The sequence below is a fragment of the Winogradskyella echinorum genome (assembly GCF_014297365.1).
In the GTDB taxonomy this organism is placed as follows: domain Bacteria; phylum Bacteroidota; class Bacteroidia; order Flavobacteriales; family Flavobacteriaceae; genus Winogradskyella; species Winogradskyella echinorum.
The window spans coordinates 33,752-58,779 of record NZ_JACOQD010000007.1 but is presented as its reverse complement, the minus strand read 5'-3'; the positions used below and the strand labels follow the sequence as shown (position 1 = coordinate 58,779).

23 protein-coding genes are annotated in these 25,028 nt (G+C 32.0%); 13 read left to right on the top strand and 10 right to left on the bottom strand.

Features of this window, described 5'->3' with window-relative positions; translation table 11 throughout:
- Nucleotides 1-103 precede the first annotated feature (103 nt).
- On the bottom strand, nucleotides 104-1,342 hold the full coding sequence (gene pepT / locus H8K90_RS16010; RefSeq protein WP_186847003.1) for a peptidase T: 1,239 nt from the start codon (nucleotides 1,340-1,342) through the stop codon (nucleotides 104-106).
- A gap of 115 nt (nucleotides 1,343-1,457) precedes the next feature.
- On the opposite strand from pepT, the gene H8K90_RS16005 reads away from it, so the two are divergent.
- Complete coding sequence (locus H8K90_RS16005; RefSeq protein WP_186847002.1) at nucleotides 1,458-2,480, top strand: quinone-dependent dihydroorotate dehydrogenase; 1,023 nt, start codon at nucleotides 1,458-1,460, stop codon at nucleotides 2,478-2,480.
- A 37-nt stretch (nucleotides 2,481-2,517) separates the two neighbouring features.
- Here H8K90_RS16005 and H8K90_RS16000 read toward each other — a convergent pair whose 3' ends face one another.
- On the bottom strand, nucleotides 2,518-3,441 hold the full coding sequence (locus H8K90_RS16000) for a T9SS type A sorting domain-containing protein (RefSeq protein ID WP_186847001.1): 924 nt from the start codon (nucleotides 3,439-3,441) through the stop codon (nucleotides 2,518-2,520).
- 86 nt (nucleotides 3,442-3,527) lie between these two features.
- Here H8K90_RS16000 and H8K90_RS15995 point away from each other — a divergent pair, with 86 nt between their 5' ends.
- Nucleotides 3,528-4,148, top strand: coding sequence for a LysE family translocator (locus H8K90_RS15995; protein WP_186847000.1), 621 nt, complete (start codon nucleotides 3,528-3,530; stop codon nucleotides 4,146-4,148).
- Between the two features lie 57 nt (nucleotides 4,149-4,205).
- Nucleotides 4,206-5,069 (top strand): hydroxymethylglutaryl-CoA lyase, encoded by an 864-nt coding sequence (locus tag H8K90_RS15990; protein ID WP_186846999.1) that lies wholly within the window; start codon nucleotides 4,206-4,208, stop codon nucleotides 5,067-5,069.
- A 56-nt stretch (nucleotides 5,070-5,125) separates the two neighbouring features.
- Here H8K90_RS15990 and H8K90_RS15985 read toward each other — a convergent pair whose 3' ends face one another.
- Together H8K90_RS15985 and H8K90_RS15980 are read right to left on the bottom strand one after the other, a co-directional pair.
- Entirely contained in the window at nucleotides 5,126-6,223 is a 1,098-nt protein-coding gene (locus tag H8K90_RS15985) for an HmuY family protein (RefSeq protein WP_186846998.1), read from the bottom strand.
- 12 nt (nucleotides 6,224-6,235) lie between these two features.
- Nucleotides 6,236-8,374: a TonB-dependent receptor plug domain-containing protein gene (locus H8K90_RS15980; protein WP_186846997.1), complete on the bottom strand. Its 2,139-nt coding sequence runs from the start codon at nucleotides 8,372-8,374 to the stop codon at nucleotides 6,236-6,238.
- Nucleotides 8,375-8,464: 90 nt separating this feature from the next.
- Between H8K90_RS15980 and H8K90_RS15975 the strand changes: the two genes are divergently transcribed.
- From H8K90_RS15975 to guaB, 9 genes are all read left to right on the top strand, one after another.
- A complete protein-coding gene (locus H8K90_RS15975) occupies nucleotides 8,465-9,370 on the top strand; it encodes a DUF6607 family protein (RefSeq protein WP_186846996.1) in 906 nt (301 codons plus the stop codon).
- Between the two features lies 1 nt (nucleotide 9,371).
- Complete coding sequence (locus tag H8K90_RS15970) at nucleotides 9,372-10,850, top strand: ankyrin repeat domain-containing protein (RefSeq protein ID WP_186846995.1); 1,479 nt, start codon at nucleotides 9,372-9,374, stop codon at nucleotides 10,848-10,850.
- 13 nt (nucleotides 10,851-10,863) lie between these two features.
- Nucleotides 10,864-11,346 carry a DUF2271 domain-containing protein gene (locus tag H8K90_RS15965; protein WP_186846994.1) on the top strand — a complete coding sequence of 161 codons (483 nt, stop codon included), beginning with the start codon at nucleotides 10,864-10,866 and terminating at the stop codon, nucleotides 11,344-11,346.
- A gap of 11 nt (nucleotides 11,347-11,357) precedes the next feature.
- Nucleotides 11,358-13,553, top strand: a complete 2,196-nt coding sequence (locus H8K90_RS15960) for a PepSY domain-containing protein (protein WP_186846993.1) — start codon at nucleotides 11,358-11,360, stop codon at nucleotides 13,551-13,553.
- A 112-nt stretch (nucleotides 13,554-13,665) separates the two neighbouring features.
- Nucleotides 13,666-14,838, top strand: coding sequence for a hypothetical protein (locus H8K90_RS15955; RefSeq protein WP_186846992.1), 1,173 nt, complete (start codon nucleotides 13,666-13,668; stop codon nucleotides 14,836-14,838).
- A gap of 115 nt (nucleotides 14,839-14,953) precedes the next feature.
- Entirely contained in the window at nucleotides 14,954-15,481 is a 528-nt protein-coding gene (locus H8K90_RS15950) for an FMN-binding protein (protein ID WP_186846991.1), read from the top strand.
- Nucleotides 15,482-15,994 carry a hypothetical protein gene (locus tag H8K90_RS15945; protein WP_186846990.1) on the top strand — a complete coding sequence of 171 codons (513 nt, stop codon included), beginning with the start codon at nucleotides 15,482-15,484 and terminating at the stop codon, nucleotides 15,992-15,994.
- A gap of 72 nt (nucleotides 15,995-16,066) precedes the next feature.
- Nucleotides 16,067-16,504: a 2-dehydro-3-deoxyphosphooctonate aldolase gene (locus H8K90_RS15940; protein WP_186846989.1), complete on the top strand. Its 438-nt coding sequence runs from the start codon at nucleotides 16,067-16,069 to the stop codon at nucleotides 16,502-16,504.
- Nucleotides 16,505-16,553: 49 nt separating this feature from the next.
- On the top strand, nucleotides 16,554-18,026 hold the full coding sequence (gene guaB / locus H8K90_RS15935; RefSeq protein WP_186846988.1) for an IMP dehydrogenase: 1,473 nt from the start codon (nucleotides 16,554-16,556) through the stop codon (nucleotides 18,024-18,026).
- A gap of 226 nt (nucleotides 18,027-18,252) precedes the next feature.
- Here the strand turns inward: guaB and H8K90_RS15930 are convergent, their stop codons facing one another.
- The 6 genes from H8K90_RS15930 to H8K90_RS15905 form a co-directional block, all read right to left on the bottom strand.
- On the bottom strand, nucleotides 18,253-19,638 hold the full coding sequence (locus H8K90_RS15930) for a PIN-like domain-containing protein (protein ID WP_186846987.1): 1,386 nt from the start codon (nucleotides 19,636-19,638) through the stop codon (nucleotides 18,253-18,255).
- A gap of 208 nt (nucleotides 19,639-19,846) precedes the next feature.
- Nucleotides 19,847-20,704: a DUF6503 family protein gene (locus H8K90_RS15925; protein ID WP_186846986.1), complete on the bottom strand. Its 858-nt coding sequence runs from the start codon at nucleotides 20,702-20,704 to the stop codon at nucleotides 19,847-19,849.
- A gap of 109 nt (nucleotides 20,705-20,813) precedes the next feature.
- Entirely contained in the window at nucleotides 20,814-21,377 is a 564-nt protein-coding gene (locus H8K90_RS15920; protein WP_186846985.1) for a carboxymuconolactone decarboxylase family protein, read from the bottom strand.
- A 70-nt stretch (nucleotides 21,378-21,447) separates the two neighbouring features.
- The gene (locus H8K90_RS15915) at nucleotides 21,448-22,011 is read right to left on the bottom strand and encodes a TetR/AcrR family transcriptional regulator (protein WP_186846984.1); all 564 of its coding nucleotides are present in this window, start codon (nucleotides 22,009-22,011) and stop codon (nucleotides 21,448-21,450) included.
- Nucleotides 22,012-22,147: 136 nt separating this feature from the next.
- Nucleotides 22,148-22,387 (bottom strand): hypothetical protein, encoded by a 240-nt coding sequence (locus tag H8K90_RS15910; protein WP_186846983.1) that lies wholly within the window; start codon nucleotides 22,385-22,387, stop codon nucleotides 22,148-22,150.
- Nucleotides 22,380-22,835 (bottom strand): SRPBCC family protein, encoded by a 456-nt coding sequence (locus H8K90_RS15905; RefSeq protein WP_186846982.1) that lies wholly within the window; start codon nucleotides 22,833-22,835, stop codon nucleotides 22,380-22,382. The genes H8K90_RS15910 and H8K90_RS15905 overlap by 8 nt, the downstream gene beginning before the upstream one ends.
- 279 nt (nucleotides 22,836-23,114) lie before the next feature.
- Between H8K90_RS15905 and H8K90_RS15900 the strand changes: the two genes are divergently transcribed.
- Nucleotides 23,115-25,028: a peptidylprolyl isomerase gene (locus H8K90_RS15900; RefSeq protein ID WP_315970287.1), complete on the top strand. Its 1,914-nt coding sequence runs from the start codon at nucleotides 23,115-23,117 to the stop codon at nucleotides 25,026-25,028.

Here is a 25,028-nt window from a genome sequence, read left to right as displayed (position 1 = left end):
ACCAACATATTAATAAGTTATTATACACTTTCTATAAGATTGGTACATAACTATTCTTAAAGGCGTTAATATGCACTTTTTCAAAAAAACAATTAAACTTTATTTAAGCTTTAGAAGCTGTCAATTCAGCAATCTTACATATAACTTCTACAGCTTTTTGCATACTTTCTACAGGCACATACTCATAGCGTCCATGAAAATTGTGTCCTCCTGCAAAAATATTTGGACAAGGTAAACCCATATACGAGAGTTGAGAACCATCTGTACCGCCTCTGATAGGTTTAATAAGTGGTTTTATGTCTAATGCTTTCATAGCTTCTTCAGCAATATCTACAATGTGCATTACAGGTTCTAACTTTTCTTTCATGTTAAAGTATTGGTCTTTAATCTCTATTTCAAAAACTTCAGCTTCAAACTTAGTATTGAGGTCTAGAACTATTTTTTTCATTAACGCTTTTCGAGCTTCAAACTTGTCTTTATCGTGGTCTCTAATAATGTATTGTAGTGTTGTTTCTTCTACTTTACCAGAGATATTATGCAAATGAAAAAAACCTTGATAGCCTTCTGTATGTTCTGGTGTTTCTAATCGTGGTAATGCATTTATAAACTCAGAGGCATAGTACATAGAATTTACCATTTTCCCTTTAGCATAACCAGGATGTACAATTTTGCCTTTGGCTTTAATTACAGCTCCTGCAGCATTAAAGTTTTCGTACTCTAGTTCGCCAATTTGGCTTCCATCCATGGTATAAGCCCAGTCTGCACCAAATTTTTCTACATCAAATTTATGTGCACCTCTTCCAATTTCTTCGTCTGGAGTAAAACCAACCTTTATAGTGCCATGTTTTATTTCGGGATGATTGATAAGATATTCCATTGCCGAAACTATTTCTGTTATTCCGGCTTTGTCATCAGCTCCTAAAAGTGTTGTACCATCTGTAGTAATTAGAGTTTGACCTTTGTATTGTAGTAAATCTTCAAAGTAATCTGGTGATAATACTATATTTTGCTCTGCATTAAGCATAATGTCTTTACCATCATAATCTTCTACAATTTGAGGTTTTATATTGGCTCCAGTAAAATCTGGTGAGGTATCAAAATGAGAGATAAACCCAATAGTTGGTACAGCATGTTCTACATTACTTGGTAATGTTGCCATAATGTAAGCATTGTCATCTATAGTAACATCACTAAGACCAATGGCTTTTAGTTCTTCTACTAATTTATTGGCTAAATCCCATTGTTTAACTGTGCTAGGAGTGGTTTCAGAATTTGGGTCAGATTCTGTATCTATAGTTACGTAGCTTATAAATCGGTCTATAATATGTTGTTTCTCTATCATGATTTTTTTTGAATATACTCAAAAATAACCAACGCTTTTTTAAAGCGCAAGTCTCAGTTGTGTTTCTTTTATTTTGATTGTATTTGGCTTATTTTTGCACTGCAAAACTCATCTCATGTACAAAGCATTAATTAGACCATTACTTTTTTGTTTCGACCCAGAAAAAATTCATCATTTCACCTTTTCATTAATTAGAACATTATCAAAATTCCCTGGTATGAAAAGCTTATTTAAAAGCTTATATCTGGTTGAAGATAAAAGGTTGGAGCGTGAATTATTTGGTTTAAAATTTAAGAATCCTGTTGGTTTAGCAGCAGGCTTTGACAAAGATGCAAAGTTGTATAATGAGCTTTCTAATTTTGGTTTTGGTTTTGTAGAAATAGGAACGTTAACACCAAAGCCACAAGATGGCAACCCTAAAAATCGTTTGTTTAGACTTAAGGAAGATTCGGCTATAATAAACCGAATGGGTTTTAATAATGGTGGAGTAGAGAAAGCAGTAGAAAGATTAAAGAAAAACAAAGGAGTTTTAATCGGTGGAAATATCGGTAAGAATAAAGTGACGCCAAACGAAAATGCTGTTAATGATTACGAAATCTGTTTTAATGCACTTTTTGATTATGTAGATTATTTTGTGGTAAATGTGAGTTCGCCAAATACTCCAAACTTAAGAGCATTACAAGATAAGGAACCTTTAACCCAACTTTTAAAAGCCTTACAGGTTTTAAATTTTCAAAAACCAAAGACTAAACCTATACTTTTAAAAATTGCCCCAGATTTAACGGATGAGCAATTAATAGATATTATAGATATTGTTTCAACTACAAAAATTGATGGAGTTATTTCTACGAATACAACCATATCTAGAGAAGGATTAAAAAGTAATAACAAAACTGAAATGGGAGGATTAAGTGGTAAACCCTTAACCAATCGTTCTACTGAGGTAATTCGGTTTTTGGCTGAAAAAAGTAATAAAGCATTTCCTATAATTGGAGTAGGAGGCATACATTCTGCGAAAGATGCTTTAGAAAAATTAGAGGCTGGTGCAGATTTAGTTCAGCTGTATACTGGCTTTATTTATGAAGGGCCAAAACTCATTAAGGATATCAATAAAGCATTATTAAAAAAAGCGCATTAAATGCGCTTTTTTATATATTTTAACATTGTTGTTACTCTTAGTTTAGAATTAACTTTTTTGTAGTTATACTTTCAGATTCACCAGTTAATCTAAGAATATAAACTCCTTTTCTAAGGTTACTAACATCAATAGGTTGATCGTTGTTAGATGGATTAATTAATATTTGTTTTACTCGCTTACCTAAGACATCATAAATTTCTATTTGTTTTAAAAAGTTAGAATTACTAACAGTAATTATTCCTGTGTTGCTTGGGTTAGGAAATACTTTAACTTCATTAATGCTTTCAATATCATCTGTACTTAGTGTTGTACTTTTAAATGTAATGGTCAATGTACCTATTTTTTCAGAATTAAATGGATAACCGCTTGCGCCAGCAATATTTGTTATAACACCTCTCGGATTTGTAGCGGCATTATTTCCAGAGTAGCCAAATCCTTCTTCAGTACCAGCATCATAAGGAAATAAATCTACGGTAAATGTTTCTTTCCATTTATTCATATTTGTATCCCATAAGTTAAGACCATTAACAGCAATAATCCAATCTGGACTAGGTGCAATCATTGATACGAGCGTTAAAAGTGGATAATCCTCAGAAACTACAATGTTACTTAAGGTAGCGGAGCTAATTGCAGCAAAAGGTGAAAAAGATTGACTTAACCATTGCTCAGCATTACCAGCATTTATAGCAGTTTGAACTTCAGAATTAAACACTGTATTAGATCCAAGCTCTGCAACATTTTCTATACCAGTTGTTGCAGTACCTCCCATTTCTAAAAATGTAACATTATTATTATGGTTAGCTCCTACTAAGTCAGACCAATGTGCATTGCTAGGTAATGTGCCGTGATCATTAGAATTCCATACGCTAGTAAAATTAATATCATAAGTAGCTGTGGATTGCGCTAAGCTATTATTTAGAAACAGAATTGTAATAAATAAGATAAGTGTAGTTTTTTTCATATTGCTTTTTTTATCTATTTGTGTCGCTTTTATTGCTAAGACCTTACCAAATATTTTTGTTTTGATGTATTTTAGGGCAAATTTTAATGTTGAATTACGACATCCTCATATCATTTGCATTGGCAACATCAGCTTTGGCAATTTCGCCAGGACCGGACAATATTTTTGTCCTTGTACAAAGTATTACAAATGGTAAAGCCTATGGTATTGCTACTGTGTGTGGGCTAATTACTGGCTGTATAATTCATACTACGTTATTAGCATTTGGCATTTCTGCGATTATATCTGCAAACGAAAATATATTTTTTGGTATTAAACTTTTAGGCGCTATTTACCTTTTATATCTCGCTTACAAAGTCTATACATCTGACGCTAGTCTTAATTTTGATTCTGAAAATGTGCCTAAGAAAAGTTTGAAACAGCTTTTTGTTCAAGGCTTTTTTATGAATGTTTTAAACCCAAAAGTGACAATTTTCTTTTTAGCATTTTTTCCTGGTTTTTTGTTTAGTGAGTCTATGAGTACGGTTTGGCAGTTTTATATTCTAGGATTTGTATTTATGTTAGTTTCATTTGTAATTTTTTCTTTAATAGCTTTATTAGCAGGTCAGATTAAGGCTTATACTTTAAATCACAAAAACTCTGGTTTAGTCTTAAAGTGGCTTCAGATAATTGTGTTTATTGGGATTGCAGTTTTTATACTATTCTGAATATTCAAAATTAAATTCAAGTTCGATTTCACTATCAATTAATGTATATTTGAACCAATGAACAAAGCCGTAAAAATCATAGAATGTCCTAGAGATGCCATGCAAGGTATTAAGGACTTTATACCTACTGAAAAGAAGGTGCAATATATCCAGTCTTTACTTAGAGTAGGATTTGATACTATAGATTTTGGAAGCTTTGTGTCACCAAAAGCCATTCCGCAAATGGTTGATACTGCTGAAGTTTTAGCACAATTAGATTTAAGTAAAACCGAAAGTAAATTGTTGGCAATTATTGCTAATACAAGAGGTGCAAACGACGCATCAGTCCATAAGGAAATAGATTATTTAGGTTTTCCGTTTTCTATTTCTGAAAACTTTCAGATGCGTAACACGCACAAAACTATAGCACAATCTGTAATAACACTTTCTGAAATATTAGAAATTGCAGACAAGAGCAACAAGGAAGTTGTAGTGTATATTTCTATGGGTTTTGGTAATCCTTATGGTGACCCTTGGAATGTTGATATTGTAGGTGAGTGGACAGAACGCTTAGCAAAAATGGGAGTAAAAATTTTATCTTTAAGTGATACAATTGGTAGCTCTGATCCTGAGAATATTGATTATTTGTTTTCTAACTTAATTCCAGCTTATCCTCATATAGAATTTGGAGCGCATTTACATACTACACCAACCACTTGGTTCGAAAAGATTGATGCTGCCTATAAAGCGGGTTGCAGACGTTTTGATGGAGCTATACAAGGTTTTGGTGGTTGCCCAATGGCTAAAGATGACCTTACAGGCAATATGCCAACCGAGAAAATGTTGTCTTACTTTACACAAAAAAAAGCCCATGACTTAAATGCCATGAGCTTTGAGAGTTCTTATAATGAGGCTACTAAAATATTTACGAAGTATCATTAAAAAAAGCCCTTATTGATTCAATAAGGACTTTTTATTACTTTTAGTAAATTATATGTTTATTGTAGTAAGCTGTAAACAAATTCAGGATAACCACGTTCTCCAGCTTCATTCGTTAAAGCTATAAACTTTAATTTATAAAGATTGCCATTAGCATCATTAATAATATAAAACACATTTTCTTTTAAAGATGGTAAAGAACTTGGACCTCCACCATTTCTCCAACTACTACCTATTGCTCTTTGATCTGAAGATAAATTAGTTGTTACTACATCAGAAATTGTAAAATTATCATAGGTTAATTCGGTGTTTTCCTCTGTATCTATGGCATAGATACCAACATTAGCATTACTATTAGAAGCTACAAAGTCACCATAAAAATAAGCTCCGTAACTGTCTGGACCTGCAAAAACTTCATCTGTAAATGTTGTAAAGTTTAAATCCCAGTTTTCAGTAGCAGGCTCTACGTTTAAGATAGTTTCAGTATCTAGACTAAAGAATGTAAATGAAGTGTCAGAACTTTTTGAAATTGTAATTTCTTCATGCGTAATAGCATCTAAATCGGCGTATTGTAATACGTAATCTCCTTCGTTTTGAAGTATTCTAATTTTTTTCCAACCTCTAGCATCTCCATTTAGAGCAACACTTCCTGTAGCAGGAGTTTCAGTGCCAACAGCATTACCTAGATTTAATAAATACACATTGTTTTCAGTATCAGTTGTAGAAATTTCTTCAATTGCTGTACCATTAATAGATCCATCAAAGGCATCAACAAAGGCTACATTGCCACTATCAAAAGTACCAACGGCTACTTGCGGTTGTAAATCTTGAACTTCTTGTGTTGATGAATTAATAGCATCTATATCTGTTGAAGAAAGTTCTGCAACAGCCATTGCAATAGAACCATTGATAGAAACTCTAAATTCGTTACCAGAATAAAACCCTAAATCCCAAGAGTCGCGTTGTACAACTGTGGTAGTGTTAGTGCTTAAATCTATATAAACTTGATTCTGTTGATTTGGGCCTCCTACTTCGGGCGCTACGACTGCTCCTTCAATTGTGATGTCTATTGGTCCAGTAGCATCATCATCTGAACTACAGCTTGAAAATGCAACAACGCATAAGCATAAGGCTAGTTTTAAAAATTTATTCGTCATAATAATTAGTGTTTAAAAATTTAGGTTATATAATAATTTTAAATAAAAAGATCGTCCGTATCCTAGTAATAGCGAGCTGTTGTCAGCAGCATGTGTTCCGCCAGTTGAGCCATTACTAACATTAACATTGGTTATATCTAATAAGTTTCTGCCACCAAACGTGACATCTATTTTATTGTTTAGAAATGATTTTCTCACTGAAGCATCTAACCAACTATAAGCGTCAGTTGTTGCTTTAGAAAATGTAGAATTTCCGTCTGTATCAGAACCAGAAATGATATACTGTTCTTGCTCTCCGTTATATTTTAGTAATAAGGTGAAGGATGTATCCCAAGGTTTTACAAAATAGGATGCGCTTGTATTAATTTGAAAATTGTAGAGAAAATTATCATTTCCATTTGCTTCGTTAGAATTAATTCTAGAAATACCTTGAAACGTAGCACCTAAGTTAAAGCTTAGATTTTCAGCCTTTAAGCCATTTTCTAATGACACACTCCAGAGTTTAAATTTATCGATATTGATATACTGATATTGTAATGGAGTTGTATTTACAACGGCTAAATCAATTCTATCAGAGACATCTACATAGCTAAACTTTAAGTTGTTTATTAAAGAAAGGTTATTAAACCAACTTCTCTTCTTTAAATTAACGAATGCCGAAAAACCATTTTCTGGATTTAAATTTTCGTTTCCTCTAACATCATGATTAGAATCTACAAAATAGTAGTAAAGCTCTTCAAAATTTGGAGTTCTGTATGAGGTACCAACATTTCCGCGTAACTCAAAACCTTTATTCATTAAATAGCGTGCACTCAATGAAGCCATTGCTTTGGACTTAAACATCGTATTGTACTCATAACGCAAACCAGGTCTCAATGAAAATTTATCAGTTAAACTTAATTCCGAAGAGCCAAAAAAGGCTAAGTTGGTTTGTTTATTGGATTTATCTTGTTGTGTTACACTTCCTGAAGCTTGAGTGTCAAAACCTTCAATATAACGTGCTTCATAACCCAATTGAAAATTGTAAAAATCACTTTTCACCAAGTTTCCTATCGTCCCTTTAGAAAACAAGACTTTACTAGATTGGTAAGTTTCGTCAGTTTCGTTGCTACGCTCTTCAGTTAATATATAATAGTTAAACTCATTTAAGTCGCGTTCTTGCTGTTGGTAAGAAAGCGCAATGTTATAATTGGCACCAGAGTTTAAGTATCCATCGATATTTAAATTGTTTACAAAACGATTGGTTGTAAAAATTCTATCAGTAGCAGAGGGATTACTTGTTTGAGATTGGGTATCTATATTAGCTCTAACAGAAGCATCATAGAAATTAATTTGCTCATTAAAGTATTCAAACTTGTACAGCAATCTAAATTTGTCACCTCTATATGTTAATAATGCATTTGTATTTAACTGTTCTTTTGGTAGCCATTCGTAGCCTCTTAAGCCATCATTCTGATAATAGTCTTGGCCTTGTCTATTATTAAAAAAACCTGCAAAATCATTTCGGTTAGCTCCGATTTTAGCCATCCATTTGTCATTAAAGTTATGAGCAATACTTAAGGATTGTATATGTCTGCCTTTTTCAAACCATTCGTACTCATCGCTAACAGTTTCTTCTTGTATATAAGCTTGAATGCGCCAATCATTATCAATAGATTTTTTAGTAATAATATTTATAACGCCAGAAACCGCATTGGCTCCATACTCAACTCCCATTGCACCTTCAACAATTTCTATGCGTTCTATATCATCTAGATTTATTTGGGTTAAATCGATGTTGTTTCCTAAGCCATTGTCACTAACTAATGGAATATTATCCACCAAAATGTTGAAATATTGAGCATCTAAACCAAAGAATGAAATGGTAGAGCGACCCGTTTGAGCATTAGGTATAATGGTAAGATTGAGATTAAAGTTTAGTAAGTCTGCTAGGTTATTAGCAGCTACTTGTTCTATTTGTTTTCTGTTTATAACGATAACATTATGTACCGATTTTTTAATAGAAGTAGGGTTGTATTGACCTGTTACAACGACTTCATTTAAGGATTCAGTCTTAACACTATCTATGGCACTCTTATTTTCTTGAGTAAATATTAGTGTTTGAAAAAAAAGTAAAAAATAAATTAGAAAATTATTTTTATTTAGACTCATTCTTGATAAATTTGTCGCAAATATAATATCTTATTTTAAATCAGTCTAAATAAGAATAGAAATTTTTAAAAATAATTTTAATCAATTTTCATGAAGCAAATAGTAGCATTTTCATTGGCGTTTTTAGCCCTTTCATTATCAGGGAATTCGCAAGAAAAAAAACAAAAAGATCAAAACGCAATTAAAGATATGTGCGGATGTTATGAGGTCACATTTAACTTTACAGAAACCTTTTCTTTTAGTGAAGACTCTTTATACAAACCATCAAAAACCAAAGTAGATAAAGGTTTAGAGTGGGCGCAACTAGTAGAGGATGAGGATAATAAAATTTCAATTCAACATTTATTACAAGTAGGACGACCAGATAGTCCACATATTGTAAAGCATTGGAGACAAGATTGGTTATTCGAAAACACAGATTTTTACATGTATAATGGAGATAATGAATGGGTTTTTGAAAACAAATCTAAGGCAGATGTAAAAGGGCAGTGGACGCAAAAAGTGTATCAGGTAGATGATAGTCCACGTTACGAAGGCTCTTCAACTTGGGTACATGTAGATGGTAAAAGTTATTGGGAAAATACAACTACTGCTCCTTTACCAAGAAGAGAATATACTAAACGAAGCGATTATAACGTAACTCTAAGAGGAAACCGCCAAGAAATCACTGATTATGGTTGGGTACACGACCAAGATAACGCTAAAGTCATTAGAGAAAAAGGAAAAGAAGATGTGGTTTTAGCTAACGAAAAAGGATACAATACCTATGTAAAGGTAGATGATAGTAGATGCCAAGCTGCACAAGATTGGTGGAAAGCTAATCAAGAAAAGTGGGCTAAAGTAAGACGTAAATGGGACGAGGTTTACGGAAGAGATAAAGATTTAGTTTTAGAAACTAAAGTAGATAATAAACCATTATACAAGCATTTATTTGCAGATGAGGTTTCAGAAGAAAAAGAAATAAATATAACTATAGAATCTTTTGTAAAGAAGTAACATGAAACATTTAAAAAACTATTTCGCACTTATCTTAATTGCAATTTTTGCACAAGGGTTTTCTCAAGAGAACGTATTTTTAAAACGCGATTTTTGGGATACAAAACCAAGTGTAGAAACTGTTAAGACTAAAATAAAAGAAGGTAACAATCCTAGTGAAGCTAATAGCAATAATTTTGATGGAGTTGTATATGCAACCTTGCAAAATGCACCTTTAGAGACTATTACGTATTTAATATCTCAAAAGGGCAATGATGTCAATAAGTTAACTCACGATGGGAGAACCTATATTTTTTGGGCAGCCTATAAAGGCAATGTACAATTGGTAGATTACCTTCTTAAAAATGGTGCAAAAACTGATATCACGGACGATAAAGGGAATACCATTATTAATTTTGCAGCTGGAGCTGGTCAAAAGAATACAAAAGTATATGATCTCTTAATTAATAAGAATTCAGATCTCATTAAAAAGACAAATCCAAATGGTGCAAATGCCTTGTTATTGGCTGTACCAACTGATACAGATTTGGCATTGACAACATATTTTCAATCTCAAGGATTAGACATAAATAGTGTTGATAATGAGGGTAACGGTATTTTTAACTATGTGGCTAAAACGGGCAATATTGCATTAATGAACGCGCTTTTAGAAAAAGGTATAAAAGGAACAGACCAAGCCTTTTTATTTGCGGCCTCTGGAACAAGAGGAAAAACAAACGGTTTAGACGTTTATAAATATCTTGAAAGCGTTGGTTTAAATCCAAACATTTCTAATGAAGAAGGTGTAAATCCATTACACATTTTAGCATCAAGAAGTAAAGATATAGCCGTAATTAATTATTTGTTAGAAAAAGGTTTAGATGTAAGTACTAAAGATTTTAATGGCAATAATGCAGTAATGAATGCGGCATCGAGAAACGATTTCGAAATAGTGAAGCTATTAACCGAAAATTTAAAGGAGTACGATGCTAAAAACAAAAAAGGTCAATCGGCTTTAACATTAGCCGTTAGAGGCAATAAAACGGATGTTGTAGAATTCCTCATAAAAAAAGGATATGATACTAATATTGTAGATGCTGAAGGCAATAATTTAGCATATTACTTAGTGAATTCGTATTCAGACAGAAACAAAGATGAATTTACAAAGAAGATGAAATTACTTCAAGATAATACAGTCGATTTATCCGCAGTTCAAAAAAACGGAAATACTTGGTTTCACTTGGCTGTTGAGAAAAATAGTTTAGCGTTATTAAAATTAGCGATAACTATGGGTCAAGACATTAATGCTAAAAATAATGAAGGTAATACAGCCTTACATTTAGCGGCTATGAAAGCTCAAGATGATTCCATTTTAAAGTTTCTACTTAAGCACAATGCTAAGAAAGATGTGGTTACAGATTTTGAAGAATCTGCTTATGATTTAGCTAAAGAAAATGAACTTTTAAGTAAAAATAACGTTTCAATAGAATTTTTAAAGTAACAGAATTTTGAAGATGAAAAACATAAAATTAATAGCATTATTTGCGGTTGTATTGGGTTTAATGTCATTTGCAAGTTTGGCAGAATCCACTAAGTATAAATGTATGATTCAAATGACCAATTATACAGGTGAAGGCGCGTACATAGTAATTTCATTATTGAATCCAGAAGGCGAATATGTTGAGACCTTAAATGTAAAAGGAGATGATGACGAGTGGTACAATACTGTTGAGTCTTGGTGGCAGTTCTATGGAAAAAAACGATCAGATATTGATGCAATTACAGGAGCGACAATCAGTGGAGGTGAGCGTTCCATTAGTGTTATAGAGATAGATAACGATAAAATAGATAAAGGTTACAAACTAAGATTTGAAACTGCTGTTGAGGATCAAGAATATTACGAAAGTGATGTAGAATTAGAGTTAACAGCAGAGAATGTAAAAAGTAAAGTTGAAGGTACTGGCTTTATTAGATACATAAGAATGATGCCTCAATAAAACCAGTTAAAATGACCATTTCTATCTGGAGATTTAGTCATCTTATGTTGGCTTTAGTGTCTTCACTTTTTATTGTTTTAGCTTCGATAACTGGTACTATTTTGGCTTTTGAGCCAATTTCTAATCAGTTACAACCGTATAAGATTAATAGCAATATATCTTTAGCTACAACTATTAGTAGCTTATCGGAAAGCTATGACGAAATTATAACCATCACTACAGATGAAAATAATTTTGTTGTAGCTTCTGTTATTACAAAAGAAGGAGATAGCGAAACATTTTATGTCAATCCAGAAACAGGTGAAAAGCTAGGTGATCTTATAGAAAAAGCACCTCTTTTTAAGTTTACCACCAATCTACATCGTTCCTTATTCTTAAAATCTACAGGACGTTTTATCGTTGGTTTAGTTTCTTTCTTTTTAATTCTTATGGCAATTACAGGCATTGTTTTAATTGCTAAAAGACAAGGTGGTATAAAACGTTTTTTTTCAAAAATAATTAATGAAAATTTTGATCAATATTACCACGTTGTTTTAGGTCGTTGGTTTCTTATACCAGTTATTATCGTAGCATTTACAGGTGTTTATTTATCGCTAGAAAAGTTTTCACTTTTGCCAGAAACTAAAATAACACATACTTATCCAGAAGTTAATTCAGACGAAATTATAAAAACACCCTTTACAGATTTTGAAGTGTTTAATAATTTAAAAATAGCTGATGTTAAAAGTATAGAGTTTCCATTTTCAGATGATGTAGAAGACTATTATTTTATAAAGCTAAAAGACAAAGAACTTTTAATTAATCAGTATTCTGGTGAGATTATTAGCGAGCAGAATTACCCTTTGGTAAAATTAATGTCGCAATGGAGTTTGCTTTTACATACAGGGCAAGGCACTATTTTGTGGTCTGTAGTTTTAGCCTTGGTTTGCATTGCATTACTATTCTTTATTTATTCTGGTTTTGCAATGACTTTAAAACGTCAAAAAGCAACAAAAAAGATTACGAATAAATTTACAAAAGACGAAGCAGAGTATATCATCTTAGTTGGTTCTGAAACTGGAAGCACCTATCAATTTGCAACCCTATTTTATAAGGCTTTAATTGCTACCGGAAAGACGGCTTACATTACAACCTTAAATACTTATGCTAACTATAATAAAGCTAAAGAAGTTATTGTGTTTACAGCTACTTATGGCGAAGGAGAAGCTCCAGTAAATGCGTCAAAATTCAAAAAACTGTTAGAAGCAACAACACAAAATCAAAGCATAGAATTTAGTGTGGTTGGTTTTGGTTCTTTGCTTTACCCAGATTATTGTAAGTATGCTGAAGAGGTTCATCAGTTGTTGAATTCACACGAAAATTTTAGTCAGAAGTTAGAACTATTCAAAATTAATAATCAATCGTTTGATGCTTTTAGAACATGGCTTTCACAATGGAATATAGCTTCAAATCAGAATTTAAAAATCCAGCAACCTATTGAAAAACGAAGTTCTAAAAACACCAGACAATTTAAAGTGGTTCAGCGAATGGAATTAAATATAGATGACACCTTTTTATTACAGCTAAGACCTACTAAGAAAATTAAATTTCAGTCTGGTGATTTACTCGCTTTTAGACCAAACATAAATGAAGCAGCTCGACAATATTCCATCGCTAAGGTTAATGGAGATATTCTGTTGAGTATTAAGAAGCATGATAAAGGTTTATGTTCTTCGATTTTAAGTGGCTTGAATCCTTCGGACACTATTGAAGCGCATATAGATTATAATTCTAATTTTTATTTGCCAAAAAAGGCTAAAAATGTTGTGTTGATTGCCAACGGAACTGGAATTGCTCCTTTTTTAGGAATGATAAAAGACAATCACAAACAACAACATATACATTTGTTTTGGGGTGGAAGAACCCATCAATCGCTAGAGTTGTATGCTGATTTTTTGAATGAAGCAAAAAATGAAAATAAATTATCTCAGTTTCATGTTGCTTATTCTCAAGAACAGGAAGCAAAAGTATATGTTCAGGATTTAATTCTTCAACAATCAGATTTTATTTCAAAACATCTACAGGAAGAGGGTATTATAATGATATGTGGATCTATTGCTATGCAAAATAGCGTCTTAGAAGTTCTAAATCAGATAACTACAAAACATCTAAATGAACCATTAGGTACGTTTGAAAATAATAAACAAATTAAAAAAGATTGTTATTGATAAAATTTATTTAAAATTAATCTAAATAAAGTTTGACAAAGTTATTTTGTGTCTTATTTTTGCGCTCGAATTTCAACAAATTATTTGTAATAAGTCTAAATAAATACAACAAATGACTAAATCAATTTCAATTTTAGCATGTTTTCTATGCCTATTTTCATTTGCACAAACGGCTCAAGATTCAATCAACGATCCACAACAACAATTAAACGCAGCACAGCGTATTTTATCTGGTAATTATGGTAAAGCAGTAACTGTAAGTGCTTATGGTGAGATTACTTACAACCAACCAGAGAGTTTAAATGGTGAGATGGATATTCAGCGTTTAGTATTACTTTTTGGTTATAAGTTCGATGATAAAACGCAGTTTGTAACAGAAGTTGAGATAGAGCATACGGAAGAGGTTTTTGTAGAGCAAGCTTTTGTTAATCATAATATTGCTGATAATATAAGTTTACGCGGTGGATTAATGTTAGTACCAATGGGCATTGTAAATGAGTATCACGAACCTACAACCTTTAATGGAGTGGAACGTCCTGCAGTAGATAATGCCATTGTACCAACAACATGGAGAGAAATTGGAGTAGGTGTTACGGGTCGTTTTCCAGAAGCATCTATTGGTTACCAAGCCTATATTTTCAATGGTTTTAAATCTACAATGAATGATGATGGTGAAATCACAGGATTCCTTAAAGGTAGCAATGGTTTAAGAGGTGGAAGACAAAAGGCCATTAAATCGACTGTAGATAGTCCTACATTTTCAACTAAAGTTGAGTATTACGGATTACCAGGTTTAAGATTAGGATTGTCAGGATATTTTGGTAAAACACAAGCTACTGACGATGTAGAAGATATTGATGGTGCAAATATTGGAGTATCAATGGTTGGTTTTGATGCTCGTTATGCAAAGAGACGTTTTACAGCAAGAGGTCAGTTTATCTATGCATCTTTAAAAGATACAAAAGCGTATAACAATTTAACTGGCAATGACCTTGGTAGCGGATTAATGGGATACTATGCAGAAGTCGCATATAACTTATTACCACTAAGTAAATCGCAACGTTTATTTGCATTTACACGTTACGAAAATTATGATACTCATGCAGAAACAGCAAGTAACACGCCAAGAAACGATGCTTATAACAGAACAGATATTACTACAGGTTTAAGTTACCACATTGCACCTGGTGTTGTAATAAAAGGAGATTACCAGTTTAGAAGTAACGAAGCTGAAAACAGTGATGTAAATAATAGATTAAACTTTGGTATTGGAGTTTGGTTCTAGAACGATTTATAATTAAGTTTTGAATGTGTCATTAAGCTAATCTCTATTAAAATTTGAGGTTGGCTTTTGGCATTATTATTAAAGTTTAGACTAAAATAATTAATACTTTTGCGCCATGAAATTAAAACATATATCCATAATACTTGTAGCTTTTTTAGGATTTGGTTTTGGATTATCTGCCAAACTTCAAAAGAAAGTGGATAAGGTTATAACATCTACTTTTGAAGTTGAAGAATTTTCATTCAATGCAAAAGTAATTGCTACTGAAGTGGCTAAAGAATTACCTTCAGATTTTGGTGCAGATAATTTTTTCGAAGTAAAATCATCAGACGAATTGTTAGGTTATGCTTATGTGGCCAAAGCACCAAGTAAAACTGCAAAATATGATTATTTAGTGTTATTCGATTCTAAGTTAACCATAGTAAAAGCTAAAGTTTTAATCTATCGCGAAGAATATGGTGGAGAAATAGGAAGCAAGCGTTGGTTACGTCAATTTATAGGAAAAACAAAAGACGATGAGTTCCGTTATGGCGATAATATTGATGCTATTTCTGGTGCAACCATTTCTGTACGTTCTATGACTAATGCTATGAATGATTTAATGAAATCATTAAAAATTCTTAATACTAAAGGAATTCTGTAAATGACACTAAACGGCCTTATAGAAACATTTCCAAAAGAATTAAAAGTGCTTATTGCCGCTTTTATCTTAGTTTTAAGTATAGGCTTTTACACAGGACTTCTTTTTGTAAATGAAACCTCTTCTAGTGATCCAGATGGTATAGAGGAGCAGTATTTAGGTAATGAAGACGATCTAGATGCTACAGTGATGAAGTTTAAAAAGAATGAGCAGCAAATGCTTACTTTAGTGCATGGACATATTCTTTCTATGTCTATTATATTTTTTCTCACGGGTTTAATATTTGTAACTACACGATTAAATCTTAGACTCAAACTATTACTTTTAATAGAACCGTTTATATCTATTTTACTCACTTTTGGTGGTATCTATTTACTCTGGAAAGGCTTTTTATGGATGAAGTACATTGTTATGATTTCTGGTACTCTAATGACGTTGAGTTATACCATTGTTGTTTTAATTATTTTGAAACAATTATTTATGCCTAGTGCTAAACGAGATATAAGTAAAGCGTAAAATATTTAAAATTTATCTTTAAGATTATTCATTTTTTTAAAAAAATTATTAGCTTGTAAGAAAATTACACTTATGAAGCTATTACTTAGATTATGTTTAGTCACGTTTTTATTAACTTCTTGTGGTGCTAAAAAGCCTAAGATTACCAGTTCTGGAGCCACACATGCTACAAAATCTTCTAATCACATACCATTTTTCGATATAGATACGTATGCAGATGATAAGGAATATGGCTTAGTTGGTGAGAAACCAGTTAAAGTTGGTGAAAAGAGTGTAAAAAATCAATTAAGATATCTTGCGTCTTTGGCTGGACCAAATGGTGAAGAATTAAGTTATCAGAGAAGAGGTGCTTGCTGCGGATACAAAAGTGAAAACGGATATGGAGGTACAGCTTTAGTTGATGTTTACGAAGTTACCTACGATGGTTTAAAAAAACCAATTTTAGTTTATATCAGTTTTTATGATTCCGAAAAATTATATATCCCAAAAGGTTTTACAAAGAGTCAATAATATCATTAAAAAATGACTTATATTTGCACGCAATTATATCTCAATTGCAATGACAGCACACGAAAACAAAATCTTAGGTGAAGGACTTACCTACGATGACGTCCTATTAGTTCCAGCATTTTCTGAAGTTCTTCCGCGCGAAGTTAATATTCAAACCAAATTCACAAAAAACATTACCATTAATATCCCAGTAGTTTCGGCTGCCATGGATACGGTTACTGAAAGTAAAATGGCTATTGCCATGGCACAAGAAGGTGGTATTGGTGTGTTACACAAAAACATGACCATAGAGCAGCAAGCGCAGAAGGTAAGACGCGTTAAGCGAGCAGAAAGTGGTATGATTATAGATCCTGTAACTTTACCAATGGATGCTATCGTTGCCGATGCAAAAAATGCCATGCGAGAGCATAGTATTGGAGGTATTCCTATAGTTGATGATAACGGAACTTTAAAAGGTATTGTTACCAACCGAGATTTACGTTTTGAGCACGAAAATGACAGACCTATCATAGAAGTTATGACTGGTGAAAACCTAGTTACTGCTGCAGTAGGTACGTCATTAAAAGATGCCGAAAAAATTCTTCAACAAAATAAAATTGAAAAACTACTTATTGTAGACGACAATTATAAACTTGCTGGCTTAATTACATTTAGAGATATTACTAAAGTAACACAAAAGCCAAATGCCAATAAAGATAATTATGGTAGACTAAGAGTTGCTGCAGCTATTGGTGTTACTGGTGATGCAGTTGATAGAGCAGATGCATTGGTAAAAGCGGGTGTAGATGCGGTTGTAATAGATACTGCTCATGGACATACTGCTGGAGTTGTAACAATACTAAAAGCTATAAAACAGCAATTTCCAAAGTTAGAAGTCATTGTAGGTAACATTGCCACAGGCGAAGCTGCTAAATATTTGGTTGAAGCTGGTGCAGATGCTGTAAAAGTAGGTATTGGTCCAGGTTCTATTTGTACAACTAGAGTAGTGGCAGGAGTTGGATTTCCTCAGTTTTCTGCTGTACTAGAAGTTGCAGCTGCCATAAAAGGTACTGGTGTGCCAGTAATTGCAGATGGTGGCATACGTTATACAGGAGATATTCCTAAAGCGATTGCTGCAGGTGCAGATACCGTAATGCTAGGATCATTGTTAGCAGGTACAAAAGAGAGTCCAGGTGAAACAATAATTTACGAAGGTCGAAAATTTAAATCCTACAGAGGCATGGGTTCTGTTGAGGCCATGAAACAAGGCAGTAAAGACCGTTACTTCCAAGATGTAGAAGACGATATTAAAAAATTAGTACCAGAAGGTATTGTTGGCCGTGTACCATATAAAGGAGAGCTTTTTGAAAGTATACACCAATTTGTTGGTGGACTTAGAGCAGGTATGGGTTATTGTGGTGCCAAGGATATAGCAACGTTAAAAGAAAACGGACGTTTTGTTAAGATAACCGCAAGTGGTATTAACGAGAGCCATCCGCACGATGTAACTATCACTAAAGAAGCACCTAATTATTCTAGGTAACACAAATTCCTGCAAAGGCAGGTATCTATTATAAATAAAAAAAACAGCGTAAGTAGAACGCTGTTTTTTTATGCAATTTTTTGAGTTTCGTTTAACGGTTTTGTATATGATACGTAGCGTGTGTAAGCAACTAATTTAGCAAATAAAAACCGAATAGAAAATCCGAGGGGATTTTCGTAAGTAGGCTAAAACTAGCCATTAATTATACACGGTGTTGGCAGCAGTTTTATTCTATTATATATTCTTTATTAACTTCATCAAAATCAGCGTAGTTTGAAACGATATTTATTTTACTTGGCAGTTTTTCAGAGTATGATGGATAAATAAATCTGTTAATTTCATATTCTTCTCTATCAAATTCAATTATTACTAAATTATATGAATAATATTTGTCTAATATTCCTGAATCAAATTTTTTCATTACATCTTTAATTACCATATCAATATTGAAATTTATTGAATGTTTGGTTCTAACATCAAATGCAATTAAATCTAAAACTTCATCCTTAAAAATTATTAAATGTTTGGCTTGACTAGGCACAAACTCTACATGTGAATTTGTTTTATTAATATATTTCTTAAATGCTATATAAATTCCATCTCTATATTTAAGTGCAAAATTTCTATTTTCTTGAACTTTTTTGATTTGAGGCAGCGTTTCTGATTTTAATTTTATTTTGTATTTATCAGTTGCATACTCAAGAAAGCGCCATGAATTATACATTAGAAAATTAGCTATTTTTCCATTGCTCTTTGTTTTTAATTCATCGATTAACTCTATTCTTGGTCCTACAGTTTTTCCGTTAACTATTCTCCACCAATCTTCCTTTGCATCGTCTGTGATAAAAACCACATTGTTAGTTTTTGTATCCAAAGAATTACTTTTATTGATTATTTCATTCCAAATATATAAGTCACAAAATTCTCTTTTGTAAATGAGTGAATTGAAAGTTAAATTACGTTTATTAGAATCTCTTTCTTTACTACTATCTTTGAAACCTGGTGGAATAAGATTTTCAAATCTAGTTTTTCCTTCTTTATTTATTTTATTAATTGCATCTTGATCACCGAACGGATCTCCTACTTTTTTTTCTAAAAGTTTTTCCAGATCGTCTAGCAATTTTAAGTTTTCTTTTGTTATTTTTTGTTTGCGTTCACTTTTTTCGTCAAATAAATATTTTGTCTGAATATCAGAGATTTTTTCTTGATAGTCATTACTTAATTGCTTGAAATCACTAATTAATTGTTCTTCTGAAATATCATAATGTCTTTTTTCTAGTTTGAGTTTTTTTAAATCTGATATAAGTTCATCTTTTAATAATAACTCCTTTGATTTAGTTTTATCAATTAGATTGTAAATCTTGTCATATGCCCTCATTTGTGAATTCTTTACATGCTCTAAATTTTCATAAAATTCTAGACCAGCAATAAATGGCACCCATATTCTTGATTTTATTTTTTTTAAAACTTTTAGAAAATCGACTCTTGCATTTTCCGGATATCTAAACAGATTAAGTAAAATATTTGTATCCAAAATAAAAATAGCACTATCCCAAATATTTGAATATTCATTTTCTGGAATTTTATGGTAGTTTTTAAATTTTTCTTTCATTCGGTTGTAATTGCTGCCAATAGACCTCTGATAAAAAATCGTTTTAATGATTTTTATCAAGCGTTACTGAAACAAGTTCAGCACAGGTAAACGAAGTTAGGCTTTTAATTTTACAATGTCAAGTCACCAAGGCTCAGAAAGATAAAACAAAAAAACAGCATCTTTAAGATGCTGTTTTTTTGCTTTTGGCTAATGTTTAAACTAATTCTTATTTATTAAATAAGGCTTTGTCTAATCCTTGATTAAACTTAACGTCTTTTGTTATTTCTTCTACCCAAACATCGTTAATGACATTGGCTTTCCAATCAGATTTTGTGTATTTACGGTAAGTAGTTAATAATACACCGTCAATTTCTTCGTAAGTAACACGCATTAAAATTGGGTCTGTTACATTTTTAGAAACCACTGTAAATAGAAACTGATCTACTAAATGCGTCTCTGGATTTATATATAATTGATAAATATCTGTAGCTATATCTTCGGCAGCAGAAAAGGTGATTTTTACGATGTCGTAATTTGTACCATTTACACTATTTTGTCCTAAGTACTCATAATTAATACCTGGATCTAATAATTTTTGCATCATTGCAAACCAATAAAAATTGGTTTTACGAGTAAATTTTACACTTTCAATAGCATCTTCAGCAGTAATGTCTTTACCATCTATTTTTACCCAAAAGTCTTTACCATTGTAAGCTTGTTCCATTTTTCCTTTTAATTCTGGTAAGGTTCTTTGGTGTTTTATATAGGTGGCATGAGAAAGTTCTCCATCAAAAATGTACGATTCAATAGAGACATCTTCTTTTTGGTCTGGTGTACGATAGGTATAATTAAATACTATATCTTTTAGTTTTAGTAAGTCTTGGTAGCTTCCTGTTTTTTGAGTCATTTTATAAACTAACTCATGTCCTTTATTTTGAAATTCTATAGATTTAGATACTTCGGTTTTTTGTGTGTCTTTGGTTTTATTTTCTTTATTACCACAAGCAGTTATTAAAGCGCTAGTGATAACCATAAGAATTAATTTTGAATAATTCATCATCTTATTTAAATTGAAATGTCTCATTGAAAGTGTTTAAGTTAAGTTGTAATCGTTTAAAAAGGAAATTTAATAAACCTTCCGCACAAAGGCGGAAGGTTTAAAAGCTATCAATCAAGTTCTGTGATTTTAATACTTATAAAACCACATTTTCTTTAGACCATGCAAATTTTTGAAATGCCTCATCTACTGGAGTATTCGCAATGTGGTTAACATAGTTGCTTATTGTTTTTTGAGATAATCCTAAGATGATTTCTAAAACTTGTTGCTCACCATAACCAGCAGCATAAAACGCTTCTAAATCGTTTTGTGTTACATGTCCACGATTACGAACAATAGTTAATGTCATAGTACGTAGGGCTTCTAATTTTGAATTCTCTAATGGAGTCTCATTACGCAATGCTTCGGTAATGCTGTCGTCTACTTTCATCATTTTTGCGATTCCGGTATGTGCTGGTACGCAATAATGACATTGGTGTTCTACGTTTATAGATTGCCAAACCACTGTTAACTCTTCTGCATTAAAAGACGTTTGTGTAAAGAATCCATGCAGTGCTTGGTAGGCTTCTAAAATTTGTGGTGCACCTGCTAATACACCATGCAAACCGGGAATTCTACCATAGGCTTTTTGAGAATTTTCTAATAAGGCTTTGCTATCTTCTGGTGCAGTTTCGATGTTGTGAATTTTTAATGTAGTCATAATTTCTAATTTATATGTAAAATTGTTATTAAAACTAAACAATCGTTTAGTTATTTTTTAAAAAAATATTCTAAAGGTTTTTAAAGGTCATTTCAATATAATCTTCTATTTCCTTTTTACTGTTGACGCGTGTTGCAGCAGCTAGTCCATGTTTGGCTAAAACCAAATAATTAGCTTGTTTTAATATGGTGTCTTCATCTTTAGTGGTATCCATTTTTAATTTTTCAATGAATAACGCTTTAAGATTATCCATAAAAGATGCCATATGATTATTGATTAATTCATCTTCACTACCAGAAAATTCATTATAGGTATTTGTAACCAAACAGCCTTTTTCAAAATCATCTTTATAACACACTTCTACAGTGTCGTAAAAAAAATGTTTAATGTCTTCTATACCATTAGTAGCATTTGTAAATTTTTCAAAAATATGGGACACTTTTGCTTTGTAACACTTTAAACTTTCAAGAAAAACGCCTTGTTTATTACCAAAACTAGAATAGATAGAAAACTTGTTAATACCCATTTCTTTCTCGAGCATTTGCATAGAGGTGTTTTCGTAACCATTCTTCCAGAACAAATGCATTGCTTTGTCAATTACTTCGGCTTCTATATATTGTTTTTTTCTTGCCATTATTTCTAATTACATTACAAAACTAAACAATCGGTTAGTAATAAAAAATAATTTAACTTTTATTTAGTTTTTTAGGATGAACATTATTCCGAAATTCCATAAAATTTAGGAATTTATTTAAATACAATTGCTATAATTAAGATACAGAATAGACTTGTCCTCTATGCGGTTTTAAAGCGTCTCGTATGGGTTTCATTTCAGATTCATCTACCACTAAATAGGCGATACTATGCATTTCGCTGAAGGTTTCAGTGCCAGTAATTGTAATATCTAACCCATTAAGGTTTATGTATTCTTTAAGGTGAATTAAATGATGTTCGGCAGTTTTTTGACTTACAGGACCTTTAAAATCCCAGATTAATTTTAGTTTACGCATTAGAGACTGAAGTTCCGTGTTCAACAAAGTTTTTAAAATTGGTCATATAAGTTTTCGTCTGTTTTTTAAAAGCGCTTGGCATTAAAAATAGCATCATACTCATTACAAAGTTAGTGGGTTGAAATTCGTTTTTAGCAACCCATTTTGTAAAACCACTATCAGTACTTTCAAAATGATTTTCTTGAATATTTCTTACACCTTTTGTAGTATAAGTAGCATGAAACTCGTTTGGGAAATCTTGCTTTGTAATCGTTTCAATAATTTCCATTTTTCGTTTACCAAAGTCGTAATATAGCTTCATTTTTGCACCAAGCTCACCAGGAGTACCAGAAATGTGCTCAGCATTTTTTAAACCCTCTTGCCAATGCTTCATGTTTTCGGTAGAGTCTAATTTTTGAATAACCATATCAATAGGCTTTTCAATGATGATTTCTGTGGTATAGGTCATTTTTAATGCGTTTTAATAAAAGTATAAAAACAACCTGCAATAGTTTAATCTTATCGACGTTTATACCTTTTTAATTGTTTAAATAGACGATAGTAGATATATACCTTTGAACTTGGTATGATTTTTACTACATATATTGTCTTTTACGCCAAAATAATGGAGTAGTTTCATCTTGCTAAATAAGCTATTTATGTTATTTTTGCTCAGCTTCAAAAAAATGAATAATCGCAATATTAAAGAAGATTGATTATGAGTATTAAATTGAAATGTTTGATCCTAGTGCTATTTGCGCTTAATTTTTCTTTTTCTCAAGATAAAGACCAAGAACTTCTTAAGGTTGATGGAGAATCTATAATGACGTCGGAGTTTTTACGTGTTTATAATAAAAACTTAGATTTAGTAAAGGACGAAAGCCAAAAAGACATTGATGGTTACTTAAAATTGTTTACAGAGTATCAACTAAAACTTAAAGAAGCAAAACGATTAAAGTTACACGAAGATGCTAAATATCAACGTGAGTTTTTACGTTATAAAAAACAACTCACTAAAAACTATTTATCCGAAAATAAGGTAACAGATGTTTTGGTAAAAGAAGCCTACGATCGTAGTAAGCAAGATATTAATGCTTCGCATATTTTAGTTCGATTGGCAGATACAGAAAAAGATACCATAAAAGCTTACAATGAGGTTTTAGCATTACGTAAGCGTGCTTTAAAAGAAGGCTTTGATAAAGTTAAAGCAGATATGCATAACGGAGAGACTATTTTTCTTGAAGATTTAGGATATTTCTCAGCATTTAAAATGGTGTACGATTTTGAAAATGCAGCATATAACACCCCAAAGGGTGAGATTTCTATGCCTTTTAGAACTCCATTTGGATACCACGTGGTATGGGTAAAAGACAAAAGAGCATCTAGAGGTACAGTAACTGCTGCTCATATAATGGTAGCTCTAAACCAAAAAGATTCCCTTTTAGACCCAGAGCAACGTATTAATGATATTTATAAAAAACTAAACCAAGGAGAAAGTTTTGATGCTTTGGCAAAACAATTTTCGGATGATAAGAGTTCTTCTAATAGAGGCGGAAAGTTATCACCTTTTAAAAGCGGACAACTAAGTTCTGAAGAATTTGAAAATGAGGCATTTTCTCTAAAGGCAGATGGTGATGTTAGTAAGCCATTTAAAACAGCCTATGGATGGCACATTGTAAAACGCATTAATTTAAAACCATTACAATCGTTTGATGACTTAAAACCTTCTTTGGAGAATAAGGTGAAAAGAGACACAAGATCTAAACTCATCAATAACGCCATGGTTAATGAACTTAAAAAGCGTTATAATATTACTTATAACTCGGAAGCTAAGACCTATTTTGAAGGTATTATATCTAATGAGTTTTTTGGACGTTCTTGGAGATTACCAGACGATTTTCAAAAAGATAAAACTATTTTTTCCGTAAACCAAAGAGCATTTACGTACAATGAATTTGGTCGTCATCTTATGTCTGCGCAACGTATATATGCAGGTAAAACAGTATCGCCTTCTATTCTAATAGAAAAGGAGTTTGATTCTTTTTTCGAAAAATCAATCCTTCAATTCAGAGAAGATAATTTAGAGTTAGAGAATGAAGACTTTGCAAATATTCTCAAAGAATACAGAGACGGATTACTGTTATTTGACTTAATGGAAAAAGAAATTTGGAATAAAGCGTCAAAAGATTCAGTTGGATTAGAAGCGTTTTACAATAAAAATAAAGTTAACTATCAATGGAAAGATAGAGTAGATATTGTAATGGCATCGTCCGCAGACGAGACTAATGCTAAGAAGATCCTTAAAATGATGAATAAAGGAAAATCTGAAGAAGAAATTAACGAGGCATTAAATACAGACGGAAAGCAAAACGTTATTTTTACAAAAGGTACTTATAACATTAATGACGACAAACTACCTACCAATTTTGAAACTGAAAAAGGAGTATCAAAAATCTATCAACATAACGAAGCGTTTCACGTTATAGATGTAAAGGCTATATTACCAGCCGGCACTAAAACGTTAGAGGAAGCTAAAGGAAATGTTATTAATGATTATCAGGCAGAAATCGAAGCTAATTGGATTGACGATTTACACAAGCGTTATAAGGTAGAAGTCAATAAAAAGGCATTAAAAGCTGTAAAGGCTAAAATCAAAAAATAA

Excerpts from the sequence above, each read along its gene's own strand:
- H8K90_RS15995 (WP_186847000.1), top strand. The coding sequence starts at position 3,528 with ATGTTGAATTACGACATCCTCATATCATTTGCATTGGCAACATCAGCT.
- H8K90_RS15925 (WP_186846986.1), bottom strand. The coding sequence starts at position 20,704 with ATGAGACATTTCAATTTAAATAAGATGATGAATTATTCAAAATTAATT.
- H8K90_RS16000 (WP_186847001.1), bottom strand. The coding sequence starts at position 3,441 with ATGAAAAAAACTACACTTATCTTATTTATTACAATTCTGTTTCTAAAT.
- H8K90_RS15910 (WP_186846983.1), bottom strand. The coding sequence starts at position 22,387 with ATGCGTAAACTAAAATTAATCTGGGATTTTAAAGGTCCTGTAAGTCAA.
- H8K90_RS15950 (WP_186846991.1), top strand. The coding sequence starts at position 14,954 with ATGAAATTAAAACATATATCCATAATACTTGTAGCTTTTTTAGGATTT.
- H8K90_RS15960 (WP_186846993.1), top strand. The coding sequence starts at position 11,358 with ATGACCATTTCTATCTGGAGATTTAGTCATCTTATGTTGGCTTTAGTG.
- H8K90_RS15975 (WP_186846996.1), top strand. The coding sequence starts at position 8,465 with ATGAAGCAAATAGTAGCATTTTCATTGGCGTTTTTAGCCCTTTCATTA.
- H8K90_RS15990 (WP_186846999.1), top strand. The coding sequence starts at position 4,206 with ATGAACAAAGCCGTAAAAATCATAGAATGTCCTAGAGATGCCATGCAA.
- H8K90_RS15920 (WP_186846985.1), bottom strand. The coding sequence starts at position 21,377 with ATGACTACATTAAAAATTCACAACATCGAAACTGCACCAGAAGATAGC.
- H8K90_RS15915 (WP_186846984.1), bottom strand. The coding sequence starts at position 22,011 with ATGGCAAGAAAAAAACAATATATAGAAGCCGAAGTAATTGACAAAGCA.
- H8K90_RS15980 (WP_186846997.1), bottom strand. The coding sequence starts at position 8,374 with ATGAGTCTAAATAAAAATAATTTTCTAATTTATTTTTTACTTTTTTTT.
- pepT (WP_186847003.1), bottom strand. The coding sequence starts at position 1,342 with ATGATAGAGAAACAACATATTATAGACCGATTTATAAGCTACGTAACT.
- H8K90_RS15985 (WP_186846998.1), bottom strand. The coding sequence starts at position 6,223 with ATGACGAATAAATTTTTAAAACTAGCCTTATGCTTATGCGTTGTTGCA.
- H8K90_RS15905 (WP_186846982.1), bottom strand. The coding sequence starts at position 22,835 with ATGACCTATACCACAGAAATCATCATTGAAAAGCCTATTGATATGGTT.
- H8K90_RS15965 (WP_186846994.1), top strand. The coding sequence starts at position 10,864 with ATGAAAAACATAAAATTAATAGCATTATTTGCGGTTGTATTGGGTTTA.
- H8K90_RS15945 (WP_186846990.1), top strand. The coding sequence starts at position 15,482 with ATGACACTAAACGGCCTTATAGAAACATTTCCAAAAGAATTAAAAGTG.
- H8K90_RS15970 (WP_186846995.1), top strand. The coding sequence starts at position 9,372 with ATGAAACATTTAAAAAACTATTTCGCACTTATCTTAATTGCAATTTTT.
- H8K90_RS15955 (WP_186846992.1), top strand. The coding sequence starts at position 13,666 with ATGACTAAATCAATTTCAATTTTAGCATGTTTTCTATGCCTATTTTCA.
- guaB (WP_186846988.1), top strand. The coding sequence starts at position 16,554 with ATGACAGCACACGAAAACAAAATCTTAGGTGAAGGACTTACCTACGAT.
- H8K90_RS15940 (WP_186846989.1), top strand. The coding sequence starts at position 16,067 with ATGAAGCTATTACTTAGATTATGTTTAGTCACGTTTTTATTAACTTCT.
- H8K90_RS15930 (WP_186846987.1), bottom strand. The coding sequence starts at position 19,638 with ATGAAAGAAAAATTTAAAAACTACCATAAAATTCCAGAAAATGAATAT.
- H8K90_RS16005 (WP_186847002.1), top strand. The coding sequence starts at position 1,458 with ATGTACAAAGCATTAATTAGACCATTACTTTTTTGTTTCGACCCAGAA.